This window comes from Pseudoalteromonas sp. Z1A2 (assembly GCF_011378755.1).
Lineage (GTDB): Bacteria > Pseudomonadota > Gammaproteobacteria > Enterobacterales > Alteromonadaceae > Pseudoalteromonas > Pseudoalteromonas distincta.
This window is the reverse complement of sequence record NZ_WTKX01000006.1, coordinates 134,894-152,147: the sequence shown is the minus strand read 5'-3', so window position 1 is coordinate 152,147 and position 17,254 is coordinate 134,894. Positions and strand designations below refer to the sequence as shown.

The 17,254-nt window shown below is 40.2% G+C and carries 14 protein-coding genes and 1 riboswitch; of the genes, 5 read left to right on the top strand and 9 right to left on the bottom strand.

Annotation, left to right across the window (positions count from 1 at the left end; genetic code table 11):
* Positions 1 to 301: 301 nt before the first annotated feature.
* Positions 302 to 565 (bottom strand): YkgJ family cysteine cluster protein, encoded by a 264-nt coding sequence (locus tag GQR47_RS06910; RefSeq protein WP_008134548.1) that lies wholly within the window; start codon positions 563 to 565, stop codon positions 302 to 304.
* A gap of 169 nt (positions 566 to 734) precedes the next feature.
* On the opposite strand from GQR47_RS06910, the gene GQR47_RS06905 reads away from it, so the two are divergent.
* The 4 genes from GQR47_RS06905 to GQR47_RS06890 all read left to right on the top strand — a co-directional run bounded on the left by GQR47_RS06905 (position 735) and on the right by GQR47_RS06890 (position 6,595).
* Positions 735 to 1,913, top strand: a complete 1,179-nt coding sequence (locus GQR47_RS06905; protein WP_024597428.1) for an efflux RND transporter periplasmic adaptor subunit — start codon at positions 735 to 737, stop codon at positions 1,911 to 1,913.
* 2 nt (positions 1,914 to 1,915) lie between these two features.
* On the top strand, positions 1,916 to 5,065 hold the full coding sequence (locus GQR47_RS06900; RefSeq protein WP_024603485.1) for an efflux RND transporter permease subunit: 3,150 nt from the start codon (positions 1,916 to 1,918) through the stop codon (positions 5,063 to 5,065).
* 114 nt (positions 5,066 to 5,179) lie between these two features.
* A complete protein-coding gene (locus GQR47_RS06895; protein WP_007581892.1) occupies positions 5,180 to 5,596 on the top strand; it encodes a hypothetical protein in 417 nt (138 codons plus the stop codon).
* Between the two features lie 108 nt (positions 5,597 to 5,704).
* The gene (locus tag GQR47_RS06890; RefSeq protein WP_154903939.1) at positions 5,705 to 6,595 is read left to right on the top strand and encodes a dienelactone hydrolase family protein; all 891 of its coding nucleotides are present in this window, start codon (positions 5,705 to 5,707) and stop codon (positions 6,593 to 6,595) included.
* A 77-nt stretch (positions 6,596 to 6,672) separates the two neighbouring features.
* Here GQR47_RS06890 and rhlP read toward each other — a convergent pair whose 3' ends face one another.
* From rhlP to GQR47_RS06875, 3 genes are read right to left on the bottom strand one after another with little or no spacing between them, the layout of a single operon-like run.
* On the bottom strand, positions 6,673 to 7,497 hold the full coding sequence (gene rhlP, locus GQR47_RS06885; protein WP_024597430.1) for a rhombotarget lipoprotein: 825 nt from the start codon (positions 7,495 to 7,497) through the stop codon (positions 6,673 to 6,675).
* Between the two features lie 18 nt (positions 7,498 to 7,515).
* Positions 7,516 to 7,860: a lactoylglutathione lyase gene (locus GQR47_RS06880; RefSeq protein WP_024597431.1), complete on the bottom strand. Its 345-nt coding sequence runs from the start codon at positions 7,858 to 7,860 to the stop codon at positions 7,516 to 7,518.
* Positions 7,861 to 7,873: 13 nt separating this feature from the next.
* The gene (locus GQR47_RS06875) at positions 7,874 to 8,809 is read right to left on the bottom strand and encodes a LysR family transcriptional regulator (protein WP_024597432.1); all 936 of its coding nucleotides are present in this window, start codon (positions 8,807 to 8,809) and stop codon (positions 7,874 to 7,876) included.
* Between the two features lie 132 nt (positions 8,810 to 8,941).
* Here GQR47_RS06875 and GQR47_RS06870 point away from each other — a divergent pair, with 132 nt between their 5' ends.
* Positions 8,942 to 9,598: a nitroreductase family protein gene (locus GQR47_RS06870; protein ID WP_004335410.1), complete on the top strand. Its 657-nt coding sequence runs from the start codon at positions 8,942 to 8,944 to the stop codon at positions 9,596 to 9,598.
* A gap of 80 nt (positions 9,599 to 9,678) precedes the next feature.
* Here GQR47_RS06870 and ribB read toward each other — a convergent pair whose 3' ends face one another.
* From ribB to carA, 5 genes are all read right to left on the bottom strand, one after another.
* The gene (gene ribB / locus GQR47_RS06865) at positions 9,679 to 10,332 is read right to left on the bottom strand and encodes a 3,4-dihydroxy-2-butanone-4-phosphate synthase (protein WP_024597433.1); all 654 of its coding nucleotides are present in this window, start codon (positions 10,330 to 10,332) and stop codon (positions 9,679 to 9,681) included.
* A 245-nt stretch (positions 10,333 to 10,577) separates the two neighbouring features.
* Positions 10,578 to 10,749: riboswitch (FMN riboswitch) on the bottom strand.
* Positions 10,750 to 10,825: 76 nt separating this feature from the next.
* The gene (locus tag GQR47_RS06860; RefSeq protein WP_024597434.1) at positions 10,826 to 11,884 is read right to left on the bottom strand and encodes a S66 peptidase family protein; all 1,059 of its coding nucleotides are present in this window, start codon (positions 11,882 to 11,884) and stop codon (positions 10,826 to 10,828) included.
* A 158-nt stretch (positions 11,885 to 12,042) separates the two neighbouring features.
* The gene (greA, locus tag GQR47_RS06855; protein ID WP_004335404.1) at positions 12,043 to 12,519 is read right to left on the bottom strand and encodes a transcription elongation factor GreA; all 477 of its coding nucleotides are present in this window, start codon (positions 12,517 to 12,519) and stop codon (positions 12,043 to 12,045) included.
* A 48-nt stretch (positions 12,520 to 12,567) separates the two neighbouring features.
* Positions 12,568 to 15,786 (bottom strand): carbamoyl-phosphate synthase large subunit, encoded by a 3,219-nt coding sequence (gene carB / locus GQR47_RS06850; RefSeq protein ID WP_039487473.1) that lies wholly within the window; start codon positions 15,784 to 15,786, stop codon positions 12,568 to 12,570.
* A 16-nt stretch (positions 15,787 to 15,802) separates the two neighbouring features.
* Positions 15,803 to 16,939, bottom strand: coding sequence for a glutamine-hydrolyzing carbamoyl-phosphate synthase small subunit (carA, locus tag GQR47_RS06845; protein WP_004335400.1), 1,137 nt, complete (start codon positions 16,937 to 16,939; stop codon positions 15,803 to 15,805).
* Positions 16,940 to 17,254 lie beyond the last annotated feature (315 nt).

Genomic DNA, 17,254 nt, shown 5'->3' with positions numbered 1-17,254 from the left:
ACGACACAAGTTAACGTTAATAAATAATGGTAAAACACCAATGCAAGCTGTGTGTGCAAATATGCGAAAGCTAATTCATATATGTTTTGATGTAATAAAAAACCAAGAAGCGTTTAAGCTCCAAGAAAGTTAAATACGACCTTGAAGCTTAAAATGAGAGATGGTATCTACAAAACAAACACAAGCCTACACTTTGGCGGTAAACGCAGAGCTTGCTCGCGTGAAAAGCGCAGCTTTTAATTACTTAAAATAAAAACACAGTAATAAATAAGTGTAAATATATGTGTATTTTAATAGCTCACTAAGTGAGCTCTTCGAGCTCTGTAATAAGCGCTAGGGCTTGCGCGTTTGTTGACCCGCACACATCAAACGTGGCGCTAAAATCGCTACACACTTTAGGCCGACTTTCATCACCAAATAACTTACATAAATTACGTTCGTCTAGCTGAATACAGCGCTCTCCGGCTTTTTTACCATTTGGCATACCTGGAATAGGCGAACTAATACTTGGCGCAATACAACATGCGCCGCAGCCTAGCCTGCAATTCATCGATTCGGTTTTCATAATTTCCTCTGAATAAAAAACACTTACTTTAATTTCTTTTTAGGAACTTAATTAGTCGCATAGCGAGTTGTAACACACATATGTAATGCTTTGTTACATCTTAAAACAGCTTGTAAACATTTTATTGCGTATTATTGCTCTGTCACCACCAATTATGAAGGAATGCCTTGTGGCTACTACAAAACAAATAATACTCCCAATCGCTGTTTTAGCAGGCGGCATTGCGCTAGCTATAGCCTTTAAGATGATGAAACAGCCACCTGAAGAAAAGCCAGAGCAAGATTTACGTCCTTTAGTAGCAACACAAAGCGTACTTTTAGATTCTATAACGCTCGATGTTAAATCGTACGGCATTGTTAAACCCAAGTATCGTACCGAGCTAATAGCACAAGTTAGCGGGCAAGTTATTTCGGTATCGGATCAATTTGTTGAAGGCGCGTTTGTAAAGCAAGGCGATATTTTAGCACGAATTGATGCAAATGATTACGAAGCAGACTTTATTGAAGCACAAGCAGGTTTAGCACAAGCAAGCTCAGCACTTGAAATAGAACGCGCGCAAGCACATGTCGCTCAAGCTGAGTGGGAGCGCATTAAGTCAGACTCAAGCGACGCTATTGCATCAGAACTTTATTTACGAAAACCACAGCTGGCAGAAAAATTAGCGCGTTACCGCTCTGCTCAAGCAAGTGTTAAGCGTGCTAGCCGCAATCTTGAGCGTACTTATATTAAAGCCCCTTATGATGCCATTATTAATGAGCGCACAATTAGCTTGGGTTCAGTAGTAAACCCAGGTAATAGTTTTGGTGCATTGAGTGCAACCTCAGTTGCAGAGGTACGTTTACCGGTTGCCGATCAAGAACTGCAATATTTAAAAAATGGCGGCGTAGGCTCAAATGTTACATTTAACGCAGAATACGCGGGTAAGCAAACAATGTGGCAAGCCAAAGTAATTCGCACCGAAGGTGTGGTTGATCAAACAAGCCGTATGAGCTACTTGGTTGCACAACTTGCAACACCTTATGGCGATAAAACACGTCCTCTTCGTTTTGGTTCGTACATTAATGCTACCATTGAAGGCCGCCCGCTTGATAACGCAATTATTGTTGCGCACCACTTAGTTAAAGATAATAAAATTGTAATTTTAAATGACGATTTAACATTGTCGTTTAAAACCCTCAATATTATACGCGAACAAAACGGCATGATTATAGCCAGCCAAGGGTTAAACAATGGCGAGCAAATTGTTACCTCAGCGCTTGAATACCCAACTGAAGGTATGGCAGTAAAAATTGAAGATATTGCGCCTGATAAAACTGATGTAACTCAACTTGCGCTGAAAGAGGAATAATCATGAACACTCGTGAAACAGGGTTAATAGCATGGTTTGCCCGAAATCCCGTTGCAGCCAACCTACTAATGATATTTATATTAGTGGGCGGTATTTTAATGGCAATGACCATTCGCAAACAAATGTTCCCACAGTTTGAAAGCAACTGGATAAGCGTACAAGCAGTTTACCCAGGTGCAGCCCCGCAAGAGGTTGAAGAAGGCATAACCATAAAAGTTGAAGAAAACCTCGAAGGTATTGAAGGCATTAAACGCCTAATTACGTACTCTAACCGTGGTTTTTCACAAGCGTGGATTGAAATAGAAGAACAATACAATCCACAAGAAGTACTTGATGAAATTAAAGTACAAGTTGATTCAATAAACACCTTTCCTGCGGGAATGGAGCGCCCTGTTGTGCGCCGCGATAAGTTTGAGCAAGAGGTAATGATACTCGCGCTTTACGGCGACATGAGTAACTACCAGTTAAAAGAGCTTGGCAACGATATAAAAGACGAGCTACAAGCACTGCCTCACGTTAACCTTGTTAATTTTAACGGCGGCTTAGAATACGAAATTGGTATAGAAGTCAGCCCCGATAAACTGCGCGAATATGGCTTAACATTTAGAGATATTGCAGGCGCGGTGCAAAACTTTTCGGCAAATATGTCGGCGGGACAAATACGCTCTGAAAATGGTTATATTTCGATGCGTGTTGAAAAACAAGCCTACCGTGGTTTTGAGTTTGAAAAACTGCCACTTATTACCCTTGCTGATGGCGCACAAATTTATTTAGGCGATGTTGCAACTATTAATGATGGCTTTGAAGAAGGTCTACAATATTCAAAATACAATGGTAAGAATTCACTCTCGTTTGAAGTAAACGCATCAAAAGATCAAGACATTACCGATGTAGCAAAAGTACTTAAAAGCTACATGGCAACTAAAGAGCCACTTTTACCTGCAGGCGTTAAGCTCTCTCCTATTGTTGATTTAACTTACTACCTTGAAGGTCGACTCGATATGATGGTCGATAACATGATTTGGGGTGGCTTGTTAGTAATGATAGTGCTGGCACTATTTTTACCGCTACGCTTAGCATTTTGGGTAATGATGGGCTTACCGGTGTCTTTTCTGGGCGCCTTTTTGTTTATGCCTATTGGCTTTTTAGATGTAACAATTAACCTAGCCTCTCTTTTTGCCTTTATACTTGTACTCGGGATTGTTGTTGATGACGCCATAGTTGTGGGCGAGTCAGCCAGTGCCGAAATAGAAAAATACGGCCACACACTTGATAACGTAGTACGCGGTGTTAAACGTGTTGCGATGCCAGCAACCTTTGGTGTATTAACTACCATTGCGGCATTTTTACCGCAAACAATGGCAACAGGCCCTGGCGCTGCTTTTTCTAAGGCCATTGGTGGCGTGATTATTTTATGTTTGATTTTTTCACTCATTGAATCAAAACTAATTTTACCTGCGCATATTGCAGCAATGAACCCGCGTAAACCAAATCCTAAAAATCTATTACATCGCTTACGTATGGTGATTGATAGTGGTTTAAAAGGCTTTGTGAATAACTACTACCTTCCTTTTGTTGGCCGCTGTATTCACTACCGCTATACCGTAATTGTTGGCTTTATGTGTTTGCTTATTGTAAGCGCAGGTATGTTTGCAGGTGGTTTAGTTAAGTTTGTACCAAACCCTAAAATACCGCACGACTTTCCACGTATTGATATAGAGATGAACCTTGCCTCATCTGAGCAAGCAACACTTGAAACTGCACGTAAAATAGAAAGCGTGTTGTTACAGGTCGATCAGCAACTACAAGAGCAATACGGTAAACCGATGATCCGCGATTTATCGGTAAGCCTTCGCGGACGAACTGAAGCAAATATTATGGCCATTTTGGTAGAGCCTGATTTACGCCCTATCGACACCTTTGCCCTAAGTGCATTATGGCGTGAGCAAATGCCCGCTCTACCCGGCATTAAAACCATGACCATTCAAGACAGTATAATGAATGGCGGTCGAGATGATGGCGACGTTAGCTTTAAACTTGAAGGCAAAAATGCTGACGAGCTAAAAGAAGTGGCTGGTAAATTAAAAGCCAAATTACAAACAATGGAAGGCGTTGGCGACGTAAACGATTCAATGCAAAGCGCTACCGACGAAGTGCAACTTGATTTAAAACCACTCGCTTACAGCATGGGTTTAACGCTTGCTGATGTAGCGTCGCAAGTTAGCTTTAGTTACTACGGCTTAGAAGCGCAGCGAATATTGCGTGAAGGCGAAGAAATTAAAGTCATGATCCGCTATCCAGAAGACGAACGTAACTCAATAAGTGACATAGCAAGTGTGCGTATTATTACGCCTACAGGCGCTGAAGTACCGCTAAGTGAAGTAGCCGAAGTTAAGCTTGTTGACGGTGTAAACCGTATTCGCCGAGAAAACTCTAAACGCACTGTAAACGTATGGGCTGCGGTAAATACCGACAAAGCCGAACCATTTGCGATTGCAGAAGAAATTCGTGATGAATACTTACCAACATTACTTAAGAGCTACCCTGGCGTTACAAGTGATGTAGCTGGGCGCATTCAAGAAGAGATGGATAGCGCTTCAGAGCAGCTTCGTGATTTTGGTATATCAATGATGATTATATTTGCCTTGTTAGCCATTCCGCTTCGCTCTTACTCGCAGCCACTTATTATAATGTCGGTTATTCCGTTTGGTGTAGTGGGCGCGATGTTTGGGCATATGATTTTAGGTATGACCATGAGTAGCTTATCGATGTTTGGCATTATTGCTGTAGCGGGTGTGGTCGTAAATGATTCCCTCGTTATGGTTGATTTTGTAAACAAAGCACGCGCTGAAGGTGTTGCGATTAAGGATGCTGTAATGCAAGCCGGTGCTCGTCGCTTTAGAGCGATATTACTTACCTCAATCACTACCTTTATTGGTGTAATGCCAATTATTTTTGAAACGAGTTTACAAGCTAAAATTGTTATCCCAATGGCTGTATCACTTGCTTTTGGTGTGTTATTTGCCACAGTAATTACACTGATACTTATACCGTGCCAGTATGTTGCACTAGAAGATGCTAAACGATTAGTACGTAAAATGCGTGGCAAGCCACCACTAGTAGATGCCCAACCAGCGCCTACAAATAGCTAAATTAAGTAACATCCTAACCAAAAAAGCTCGGCATACTATGCCGAGTTTTTTATTTGAAATAACTATGAACCAAGTGTAAGTTATTATTTCGCATTCAAAAAAGACTTTATTAAGATGGCACAATGGCACGATGAGAAAACAAAAATCAAAGATATCTTTGATGCAATTAGAAATTTTGGATTAGTCGGTCTAATTTTTTATACATCTACAATTAGCTTTTTAAGAGCTAATTCATCTGAATCACTTAGCTACATCTACTTATCAATTAGCATTATTTTATTGTTGTTATCATTCTACTTATATTACTTGAATATTAGCTCTTTTTATAAAACAGTTAAAAGAGAATATAAAGCTAACAATGTAGGGCATCTATTCTATATTTTAATGCCAGCATTTATGCTTGTTTTAAGTATTCAAGTTTATATCCTAACTACTGTAGAAATTAAATTAAAAGATGGTAGAAACTTGAGTGAACTAACGATAAAGGACATATTAAATTTTGATAATAAAGAAATATCTTCAAGAGAATAAGTATTTGGGCTTTATTAATAATTCGATAAAAAGAGAGAAAATATTGCTCGTTTTTTATTCCTAATACGTTATTGTATTTAAATAACAAAATAAAATTAAGGAACAGCCATGAATACATCTCCCTCTGATCACATTCCTCAAGAAGCCTTTGATTGGTATGACGAATACGCCCACGGTTTAATGGACCGTCGTACTTTTATGAAAAAACTCGGAGGGCTTGCTGCACTTGGTTTTTCAATGGCTGTACTTACATCAGCATTATTACCTAATTACGCGCTGGCTGAACAAGTGTCGTTTAACGATGACGATATAACGGCAACGTACGAAGAATTCGATTCGCCAAACGGGCACGGTAAAGGCAAGGGTTACTTAGCAACCCCTAAAAACATAGAAGGTAAGCTCCCTGTTGTTCTTGTGATACACGAAAATCGTGGATTAAACCCATACGTAAAGGATGTAGCAAGACGCTTAGCGAAGGTAGGTTTTATTGCATTTGCGCCCGATGCGCTCTTTCCACTGGGTGGCTACCCTGGTAACGATGATGAAGGACGCGCTATGCAAAAAACCATGGACCGCGCTAAGATTCAAAACGATTTTGTAGCCGCAGCACACTTTTTAAAATCGCATGCTAACAGTAACGGTAAGTTAGGCGCTGTCGGTTTTTGTTTTGGTGGCTACATTGTTAATTATTTAGCGGCAGTAGATAGTAATTTAATCAGCGCCGGAGTGCCTTTTTACGGTACTCCAGCCAGCGAAAGTTTACGTAAAAACATTAAAGCACCATTAATGATTCAATTAGGCGAGCTTGATAAACGTGTAAACGCGTCGTGGCCACAGTACGAACAAGACTTAAAAACCAATAACGTTGAGTACACTATGTATATGTATAAAGGGGCAAATCATGGATTTCATAACGACTCTACAGGTCGATATGATAAGGACAATGCCGAGCTTGCATGGCAACGTACCGTTGAGTTTTTTAATAAAAAGCTAAGTTAAGCTAAGTTAGCGAATAAAAAATAATGCCACCTGCTCAAAGTAGGTGGCATTATTAAAGTACTTAGCTATTTTTTGCTTTAAACTTTTTTGCTACGCATAACTAATAACGACAACAAAACGAGTATATAAATACTCAAAGATCCACCGCTGCTGGAGCCATCTTTATTTTCGACTTTTGCAATTTTCTCTTCTTTAACACGTGTTTTAAACCTTGCTAGTTCTTCATCTAAATTAGTACTCATATCACTAACCGCTAGATTAAAACCTTCAGCCGACTTTTCAGATAACGTTTCATCAATACCTATTGCTGTTGTTCTTTTTTCAAGCTTACTTATACCAGGTGCTCTAAATAGCATTTTTCTACTTTTAATATCAAAAACAGCTGTATCCACAAAGGTTTGGATTGTATTTTCATTACCTGGAATAACGTACATACCCACTATTGTCCAATAAAGTAAGGCTGCATTATTTTCATAAGATTGCGTAATTTGATCATATGAAACCAGTGCCATTACATCTACATCGTAAAGTCGCCCTACTTGCTCGAGTGTTGCAAAACCTTCACCACCCTTTAAATAGGTGCTTGGTATAACTTCAATGCGGTCAATGTAATCATATTGAAGAAATGACTTTTTTACTTTTTCGAGTAATTCGACTTGGTTTTGGGTCTCTAACCCGTCTGGCTGCCAGTTTTTAGACGGTACAAATGCAATTCCGACGGTAACAGGGAGTTTTAAAACAGGTATTTCAGGTTTATAGGTAGCACGGCTTTGTTGATCAGGATATAAAAAATCCATTAAGCTACTAGATTGTGTATTTTTACCTGTATTGTTACTCATAAACGAGCTACAAGAAGCAAGTAAGGCCGCCATCAAAATGATTATATATTTATTAAATTTCATATTTATTCCTTTTTATTTTTAATTTAATTCAGTTACGTGCCAAAGCTCACCCGATGGTCCCCATAAGTAAATAACGCTACCCCAAGGTTCTTGCTTTATACCCTCAAAGCGGATGTCAAAACCGTTTAGGTTACTAATGAGTTCGTATGCTTCATCTATATTTAACACACAAAGTTGCAGCATTAAGTTTTCAGCAAACGTTTTATTATAATAACGCTGTAAAAAGAACGTACATTCGCCAAAGGTACACACACATAAATCATTTGAGGCATCTTCAATCTTAAATCCAAGCGCTTTATAAAAGCGCTGAGATTGCTCATAGCTTTTACAGGGAATAAAAACCCTAATATCATCAACTTGCATAACTCTTCCTTAATTAGCTCAGTACGCTTTTATCAATAATTCCTTTATTTACCAACTGCTGCAAAATTGCTTGGGATTTTGCTCTGCATGCATCACGTAGTAAACGCACCGCAGGGGTTATTGACTGCCTACTTGGGCAAATAAGCCAAAGTTCACCATTAACATGTTGATAATTTGGCATTACGGTAACCACCCTGTCGTTAAGCAAATCGTCGGCTATATCAAGTGCCGACTTTACAGCTAAGCCCTTACCCGCAACGCACCAGCGCCTTACTAAATCGCCGTCGTTTGAGGCGCGCCTGCCACCCATTTTAACTTTATATTTTGACTCACCATCACTGAATTCCCACGTATTATTTATAATATCCTGCAACTGATAAAACAAACCTTGATGCGACGCTAGATCATCAGGATGCACGGGAGTCCCGTTTTGTAAGAGGTATTCGTCAGTTGCACATAATAAGCGTGGTACGTTACAAATTTTAAAACCATAAACACTTGCATCATTAGGCGAGCCATAACGAAGTGCTATATCAACTGAGTCACGATAAAAGTCGATATTACTATCACTTATATGTGTTCGTAGGCTTAACTTAGGATAACTATCCATGAGCTCATCAATCCATGGGATCACTAAATTGCGCCCCAAATCAGATGAAAGTGCAACACGTAACTCCCCTTCGATTTCGTCATGTTCACCTTTAAGGTTTTGCTTTGCAAGTTCAAGTACTGCTAAAGCCTGCTCACATTGTGGTATGTAGCGCTCCCCAGCAGCCGATAACCTTAAATGACGTGTTGTACGAACAAATAGTTCACTACCAAGCGCAGACTCAACACGCTTAATAGCAGCGCTTGCTGTGGCTGTACGCATATCTAATTTAGCAGCTGCAAGCGTAATGCTTCTAAACTCAGCGACTTTTAAAATAAGTTTTAAATCTTCTATATTCATATTATCTATTTATATTTGATAATGATTCAATGATTATGCGATTTATTTAATGCAAAGCAAGCTGTATTATTTATACATAAAGTAAATGACGAATACTTTGTACAGCTAATCTTATTTATTTTGGAGAAACCAATGACCCACCCTATTATTAATGACTTAGAAAAGCGTTACACAGCAAAACGTTACGATGCAACGAAACGTGTATCTCAAGACGATTTAGCAGTTATTTACGAAGCTATGCGCTTATCTCCATCATCAATTAACTCGCAACCTTGGAAATTCATCGTAATTGAATCAGATGAAGCCAAAGAGCGTATGCACAGTACATTTGCTAATAAATTTGCGTTTAACCAGCCACATATTAAAACAGCGTCGCATATAATATTATTTGCTCACAACCCTAAATATACCCGCGATGATTACGCACAAGTTATTGATGCAGATATTAAAAATGGTCGTACTAAAGCAGAAAATCGCGAACAAGCTTTTGGTGCTTATGCGTTTGTTGATATGAATACTGATGAGCAAGGCGTTAATGAAGAGTGGACTAAAGCACAAACTTACATTGCACTAGGTAACACTATGCATGCCGCTGCACGTTTAGGCATTGATTCAACCCCAATGGAAGGCGTAGATGCCGAGCTGATTGGCGAAGTCTTTGAAAAAGAACTTGACGGTTACGTATGCGACGTCGCATTAGTACTTGGCTATCATGATAGCGCTGAAGATTATAATGCTAAATTACCTAAATCTCGCTTAGCAAAAGAGCAAGTTATTCAGGTTTTATAAGTAATACGTTATAAACTTAAATGATAACAATATTAAAAAACCACTTATTTAAATAAGTGGTTTTTTTGCTTTAAAGCAGTTTAACTTACTTTGCGCTGTGCAGCCTGAATGTATTGCACTAAATCTTCAATAGAAACCACGGTCATACTATGTTTATTAGCATAATCACTCACCTCAGGTAAGCGCGCCATTGAACCATCAGGATTTGTTAGTTCGCAAATTACGCCAAATGGTTTTAAGCCGGCAAGTTGCATTAAATCAACGGATGCTTCGGTATGACCGCGACGCACTAATACGCCACCCGTTTGTGCCTTTAAACCAAATACATGCCCTGGGCGCGATAAATCACTTGGTTTTGCATTATCCGCTGTCGCTGCTTTTATAGTAGTTACTCTATCAGCAGCAGACACTCCTGTTGTTACGCCATGCTTAGCTTCAATAGTGACTGTATAAGCGGTGTTATTTTGACTCGTATTGTTAGCTACCATTTGCGGTAAGTCGAGCTGTTTAATGCGCTCATCCCCCATGCATAAACAAACAATACCGCTGCCTTCGCGGATCATTTCGGCCATTTGAGAAGTCGTTAAATGCTCAGCTGAAAAAACAAAGTCGCCTTCATTTTCACGGTTTTCATCATCAACAACAAGTACGCCTTGGCCTTGCTGTAGTGCAGTGATGGCGCTTTGTACGCGGGTATGGCTTTCGCCGAATTGAGTAAGTAGAGACTGAATCATCATTATATTCCAAATAAAAATAATAGATTCAGGACTGTGAAAGGATCAGTAATACATCACTTAAATTTAAAGCGATCACTACCAAAATAGCTTAAATAAAATAACAAAAAGCACGCAGCAAAATGCAGCGCACACTGTTATACCAATAACATTAAATTAGTGACTAATTATAGCGCAAAGAAAATAGCTCACTTAACGCGATACAACGGTCATGTCTTTAATAAAATTGGTTTTAGTATAATAAGCCATATTCTCTTTCATCCGGACTGTAACCGTCGGCTCTGGCATCTCACCAGATCTGCTTGACCTTTACTTAACCTAAAATAAGTTAAATAAAGCGCTCGCGGGCTCGTTTAAGTCATAAAAAATATTAAACATACCGCCGGTGGGGAATTTCACCCCGCCCTGAGAATTTACAGTAAGCATTAGCACTTACTGTAGGCATATTATACGCTTGTATTTATTTGTTTTTCAAAACTAAATACAATAAAAACTACGAAAGTTGAATATTTAACGATGCGCGATCTACTATACCTTCGTTTATATCAGCAACTAGCGTACAGGTAGCACCATTTACCAAATTTAAGTTAGGTTGAACGTGCCCTATATCCGCATCAAAAATTACAGGAAATAAACACCCACCTAGCGCTACATCTAACGCATGGCGATAATCAAAGGCATCGTAATGACCTTGTGTTATTTCACTTCTCCCTAAAACCAAGCCATTGATATCATCAAATATTCCGGCTAATTTTAATGACAGTAAAAATCGTGCAACGGTTGTTGGTGTAAGTTCTGAGTTTTCGAGGTATAAAATAAGCCCTTCGGGCGCACTGTCCTTTTTAAACTCATGCAGCGCTAAAAATGGCGAGTCGAGCAATAAACCTACGGTATCTAAACACCCACCAAATAACCGGCCAGACATTTCTATGGTACGTTTATCTGTGTAGTTTAAACATTGCCAGTTTGTGGGCTCACTCGGGCTGAGTAATTCGTTCGGACTTTGCGCGTAATTAGGCTTATTTTTTTGGTATAAAGAAGAAGGACCTTGCTCAAATTTACTACCGGCTTCGTAGGTCAGAGTTTCAAATATTTGTAAGCTGTACGGATTTTTTTCATCTGGGTGTAACTGCATAAGATTGGCGCTGTGAAGGGTTGCCCATTGGCACTTAGCAGTGAGTGCACATGCAATAGTACTCACATCAGAAAAACCAACTAACCACTTAGGCTTTGCTTCTTTAATAGCTTTAAAATCAAGTAGTGGCAGTATTTCCATTGCCAGCTCACCACCCATTGGCGGCATAATCGCATCTATTTCATCATCTAATAAAAAACCCATTAGCTGCTTAGCATGCGCTTTAGCATTAAGCTGTTCACGTGGTTTGTTTTGACGTAAAAACTCGCCTTCAACAACATTATACCCTCGTTGTTTTAGTCCATTTATAACAATATCTAAGCGTCCGTGATACTTTTCTTTTAGCCCAGATGAAAGCGAGCAAATAGCAATTTTAGAGCCTACTTTTAAAGGCGCTGGGTAAAGTATATTAGCCATTGAGTGTTCCTTTTAATGAAGTGATTATGTACCTATATCATCATGCTTACTCTTTATGCAATATGAATACCCTTATCAGTATAGTGATTTATTTAAGGCATAAAAAAACCGATGTAAATACATCGGTTTTTATTTAAAACGTTAAAGTGAGTTATGCGTTAAAGATACTCAACTTCAATGATTTCGTACTCAACGATACCTTTTGGCGTTTGGATAGACACTGCATCGTCTACTTGTTTACCAATTAAGCCACGTGCAATCGGTGAATTAACAGAAATTAAGTTGTTTTTAATATCTGCTTCATCATCGCCTACAATACGGTATTTCACTTCAGCATCCGTATCTACATTTACTATAGTTACGGTAGTACCAAAAATAACTTTGCCCGTATTTGGCATTTTAGTTACGTCGATTATCTGAACATTTGAAAGTTTAGCTTCAATTTCTTGAATACGACCTTCACAAAAACCCTGTTGCTCACGTGCAGCGTGGTACTCAGCGTTTTCTTTTAAGTCACCGTGTTCACGCGCAACAGCAATGTCGGCTATAATTTTTGGACGGGTAACTGTTTTTAATTCGTTAAGCTCTTTGCGCAGTAAATCTGCGCCACGAACTGTCATCGGAATTGATTGCATACTTTTCTCACTTAACACCAAGGCCCTAGTTGGCCTTGGCACATTTCCTTAGTTCAATCGCAGGTGTAGCTCTTGAACTGACGTTACTTTACTACGGTCATCTGCTTTGTTAGCAGTACAGTTAGCAAAAGCCGCGTTCAAGGTTGTCGTATAGTTGGTTTTATTTTGCAATGCACCACGACGTAACACCTTCGAATCTTCGATCGCTTGGCGACCTTCGGTGGTATTAACGATATAGCTGTACTCTTTATTCTTGATATAATCAAGAATATGCGGGCGGCCTTCATATACTTTGTTTACACGTCGTACTTCAATGCCAGCTTCTTCAAGAGCTTGTGCCGTGCCACCCGTTGCGTCAAGTTCAAAACCTAAGTCGGTCATAATCTTGGCTAATTCAACAATGCGTGGCTTATCGCTATTACGAACAGATAATAACGCGCGACCACCGCGTGGTAAAGTGTTGCTTGCACCTAATTGTGCTTTTGCGAATGCTTCGGCGAAAGTATCACCAACACCCATCACTTCACCCGTTGAGCGCATCTCAGGGCCACGAATTGGATCCACACCCTGAAACTTAGCAAATGGTAAAACAACTTCTTTAACGCTGTAATAAGGAGGGATCACTTCTTTAGTAATACCTTGGCTTGCCAAAGACTGACCCGCCATACAACGAGCCGCCACTTTTGCAAGCGCTACACCGGTTGCTTTTGATACAAACGGTACAGTACGTGCGGCACGCGGGTTAACTTCAATTAAGTACACTTTGCCATCTTTTACAGCAAACTGTGTATTCATTAAGCCAACAACACCAAGCTCAAGCGCCATATCGGTTACTTGCTTGCGCATTACATCTTGCACTTCTTGCGATAAAGAATGTGCTGGTAATGAACATGCTGAGTCACCAGAGTGAACACCGGCTTGCTCAATGTGCTCCATGATACCGCCAATAATTACTTGCTCACCGTCGCAAATTGCGTCAACGTCAACTTCAATTGCGTTATCTAAGAAACGGTCCAGTAATACAGGTGCTTCGTTTGATGCAGATACAGCTTCAGTCATGTAGCGACGTAAATCGTCTTCATCGTATACAATTTCCATTGCACGACCACCTAGTACATACGACGGACGTACAACGAGTGGAAAACCAATTTCGACTGATTTAAGTAGTGCTTCTTCAGTTGAAGTTACTGTTGCATTTTCTGGCTGAAGTAAGTTCAAACGCTCAACAAGTTGTTGGAAACGTTCGCGATCTTCTGCACGGTCAATCGCATCAGGTGAAGTACCAATTACTGGCACACCATTCGCTTCAAGCTCACGTGCTAATTTAAGTGGTGTTTGACCACCGTACTGCACGATAACGCCTTTTGGCTTTTCAACACGTACGATTTCGAGTACGTCTTCAAGTGTAATTGGCTCAAAGTATAGTCTATCAGATGTATCGTAATCGGTAGAAACCGTTTCAGGGTTACAGTTAACCATAATTGTTTCATAACCGTCTTCGCGAAGCGCAAGCGAGGCATGTACACAACAGTAATCAAATTCAATACCTTGGCCGATACGGTTAGGACCGCCACCAATAACCATGATTTTGTCTTTATCTGTTGGGTTTGCTTCACACTCTTCATCGTAAGATGAGTACATGTAAGCTGTGTCTGAGCTAAATTCTGCGGCGCACGTATCAACACGCTTGTATACTGGCACGATGTTTAATAGGTGACGTTTTTTACGAATTTCAGCTTCAGATACACCAGCAATTTCAGCTATACGTGGATCTGCGAAACCTTTGCGTTTAAGTTTACGTAGGAAGTCGGCATTTAAACCAGCCATACCTACTTCACCAATTTTTGCTTCGTCTTTTAAAATATCTTCTATTTGTACTAAGAACCAGCGATTAACTTTAGTCAGCTCATAAACATCATCAACGCTCATACCATGGCGCATTGCATCGGCAATGTACCAGATACGCTCAGCACCTGGCTCACGTAATTCGCGGATGATTTTTTCTTTAGCTTTAGGGTCATCAAGTGCAACTATTGGGTTAAAACCTGTTGCGCCCACTTCAAGACCACGTAATGCTTTGTGTAATGATTCTTGTTGGTTACGACCAATCGCCATTACTTCGCCAACTGATTTCATTTGCGTAGTTAAGCGGTCGTTAGCACCGGCAAATTTTTCAAAGTTAAAGCGAGGAATTTTTGTTACAACGTAATCGATTGAAGGCTCAAAAGATGCTGGAGTTTTACCGCCAGTAATATCGTTTTGAAGCTCGTCAAGCGTGTAACCTACTGCTAGCTTTGCAGCAATTTTAGCAATTGGGAAACCCGTTGCTTTTGATGCAAGTGCAGATGAACGTGATACGCGTGGGTTCATCTCAATGATAACCATACGGCCATCTTCAGGATTAATACCAAACTGCACGTTAGAACCGCCAGTTTCTACACCAATTTCACGTAATACCGCCATAGAGGCGTTACGCATAATTTGGTATTCTTTGTCGGTTAGCGTTTGCGCTGGTGCAACGGTGATTGAATCGCCAGTGTGAACACCCATAGGGTCAAAGTTTTCAATGGTACAAACAATAATACAGTTATCGTTTTTATCACGTACAACTTCTGTTTCGTACTCTTTCCAACCAATCAGTGATTCATCAATCAATAATTCGTTTGTTGGTGATAAGTCTAAACCACGTTCACAAATTTCTTCAAACTCTTCCATGTTGTAAGCAACACCGCCACCGGTGCCACCCATGGTGAAAGAAGGACGAATGATACATGGTAAGCCAATTCGGCTCATTGTATCTTTAGCTTCTTCCATTGAGTGAGCAATTTCAGCACGAGGACATTCAAGGCCAATGTTTTTCATTGCTACGTCAAAGCGTTCACGGTTTTCTGCTTTGTCGATTGCATCCGCCGTTGCGCCAATTAGCTCAACGCCGTGCTTAGCCAATACACCGTGCTTGTCTAAATCAAGTGCACAGTTTAATGCTGTTTGACCACCCATTGTAGGCAGTACTGCATCTGGCTTTTCTTTTTCAATAATTTTTTCTACCACTTCCCAGTGAATTGGTTCGATGTAGGTAGCATCGGCCATTTCAGGATCGGTCATGATAGTTGCAGGGTTTGAGTTAACTAATATAACTCTATAGCCTTCTTCTCTAAGTGCTTTACACGCTTGAGCACCAGAGTAGTCAAATTCACAAGCTTGACCAATTACAATTGGGCCTGCGCCTAAGATAAGAATGCTTTTTATGTCGGTACGTTTTGGCATTATTACTCCAGTTAAATTAGTGTTTACGCGCTTGCATCAAATCGATGAAGTGGTCAAATAATGGTGCTGCATCGTGTGGACCTGGACTTGCTTCAGGGTGACCCTGGAAGCTAAACGCAGGCTTATCAGTACGATGAATACCTTGAAGCGTTCCATCAAATAACGATTTATGCGTGGCACGAAGCGTACTTGGTAGGCTTGATTCTTGAGCTGCAAAACCATGGTTTTGAGCTGTGATCATAACTACATTACGGTCTAGGTCTTTAACTGGGTGGTTACCACCGTGGTGGCCAAATTTCATTTTTTCTGTTTTAGCACCTGAGGCAAGGGCTAATAACTGATGACCTAAACAGATACCAAAAATAGGTGTGTCGGTTTCTAAAAAGGCTTGAATGGCTTCAATAGCGTAAGTACAAGGCTCAGGATCACCAGGGCCATTAGATAAGAAGATACCATCAGGGTTTAAAGCAAGTACGTCAGCGGCTGAAGTTTGCGCTGGTACTACTGTAAGTTTACAACCACGGTCTACAAGCATACGTAAAATATTACGTTTTACACCGAAGTCGTAGGCAACAACATGAAACTTTTCATCAGCAGCGTCAAGGGTTTTAAATCCTTCACCTAATGTCCAGCTTGATTCGCGCCACTCAAAATTTTCCTTGGTTGAGACAACTTTTGCTAAATCCATACCTTTTAAGCCCGGGAAGGCTTGCGCGGCTTGTAACGCTTTATTTTCGTCTAGCTCGTCACCGGCAACAATACACCCGTTTTGTGCGCCTTTATCACGCAAAATTCGAGTTAGCTTTCTGGTGTCGATGTCCGCAATACCTAAAATATTACGTTCTTTTAAGTAATCATCTAACGATTGCTCGTTACGAAAGTTACTTGCTAGCAGTGGCAAATCACGGATCACTAGGCCTTTAGCCCAAATTTGATTCGCTTCTTCGTCTTCGCTGTTGGTACCCGTATTACCGATATGTGGGTACGTCAAAGTTACGATTTGTTCCGCGTATGATGGATCAGTCAAAATTTCTTGATAACCAGTCATAGACGTATTGAATACCACTTCACCGACTGACATGCCGTCAGCGCCGATTGCAGTACCGCGAAACACTGTGCCGTCTTCTAGGACTAACAGAGCGGATTTAGTCAAGTTAAACCTCCTAACAGTAAAAAACGGGAGTAAGCAATTGCCTAACACCCCGCCAATACCCAGAGGGATCGTCAAAACCAGATTTTTGTGAGCTTAAATTGTTTTACGCAGTCTTAAATGATGCAGATGTAAAGCATTCAACCTTCAATCATTTTTCTTGCCTAAAACTATTTTCATTCCCACTGAAACCCTGGATTTACTAGCCACTTGGGTATAATTGGAAACACGCATTTAGTAATTTTTGGCAAATTGGCTGCATATTACATGAAGTTGCTATTTAGGTCTAACATTATTTGGTTAATTGTTACAAATAAG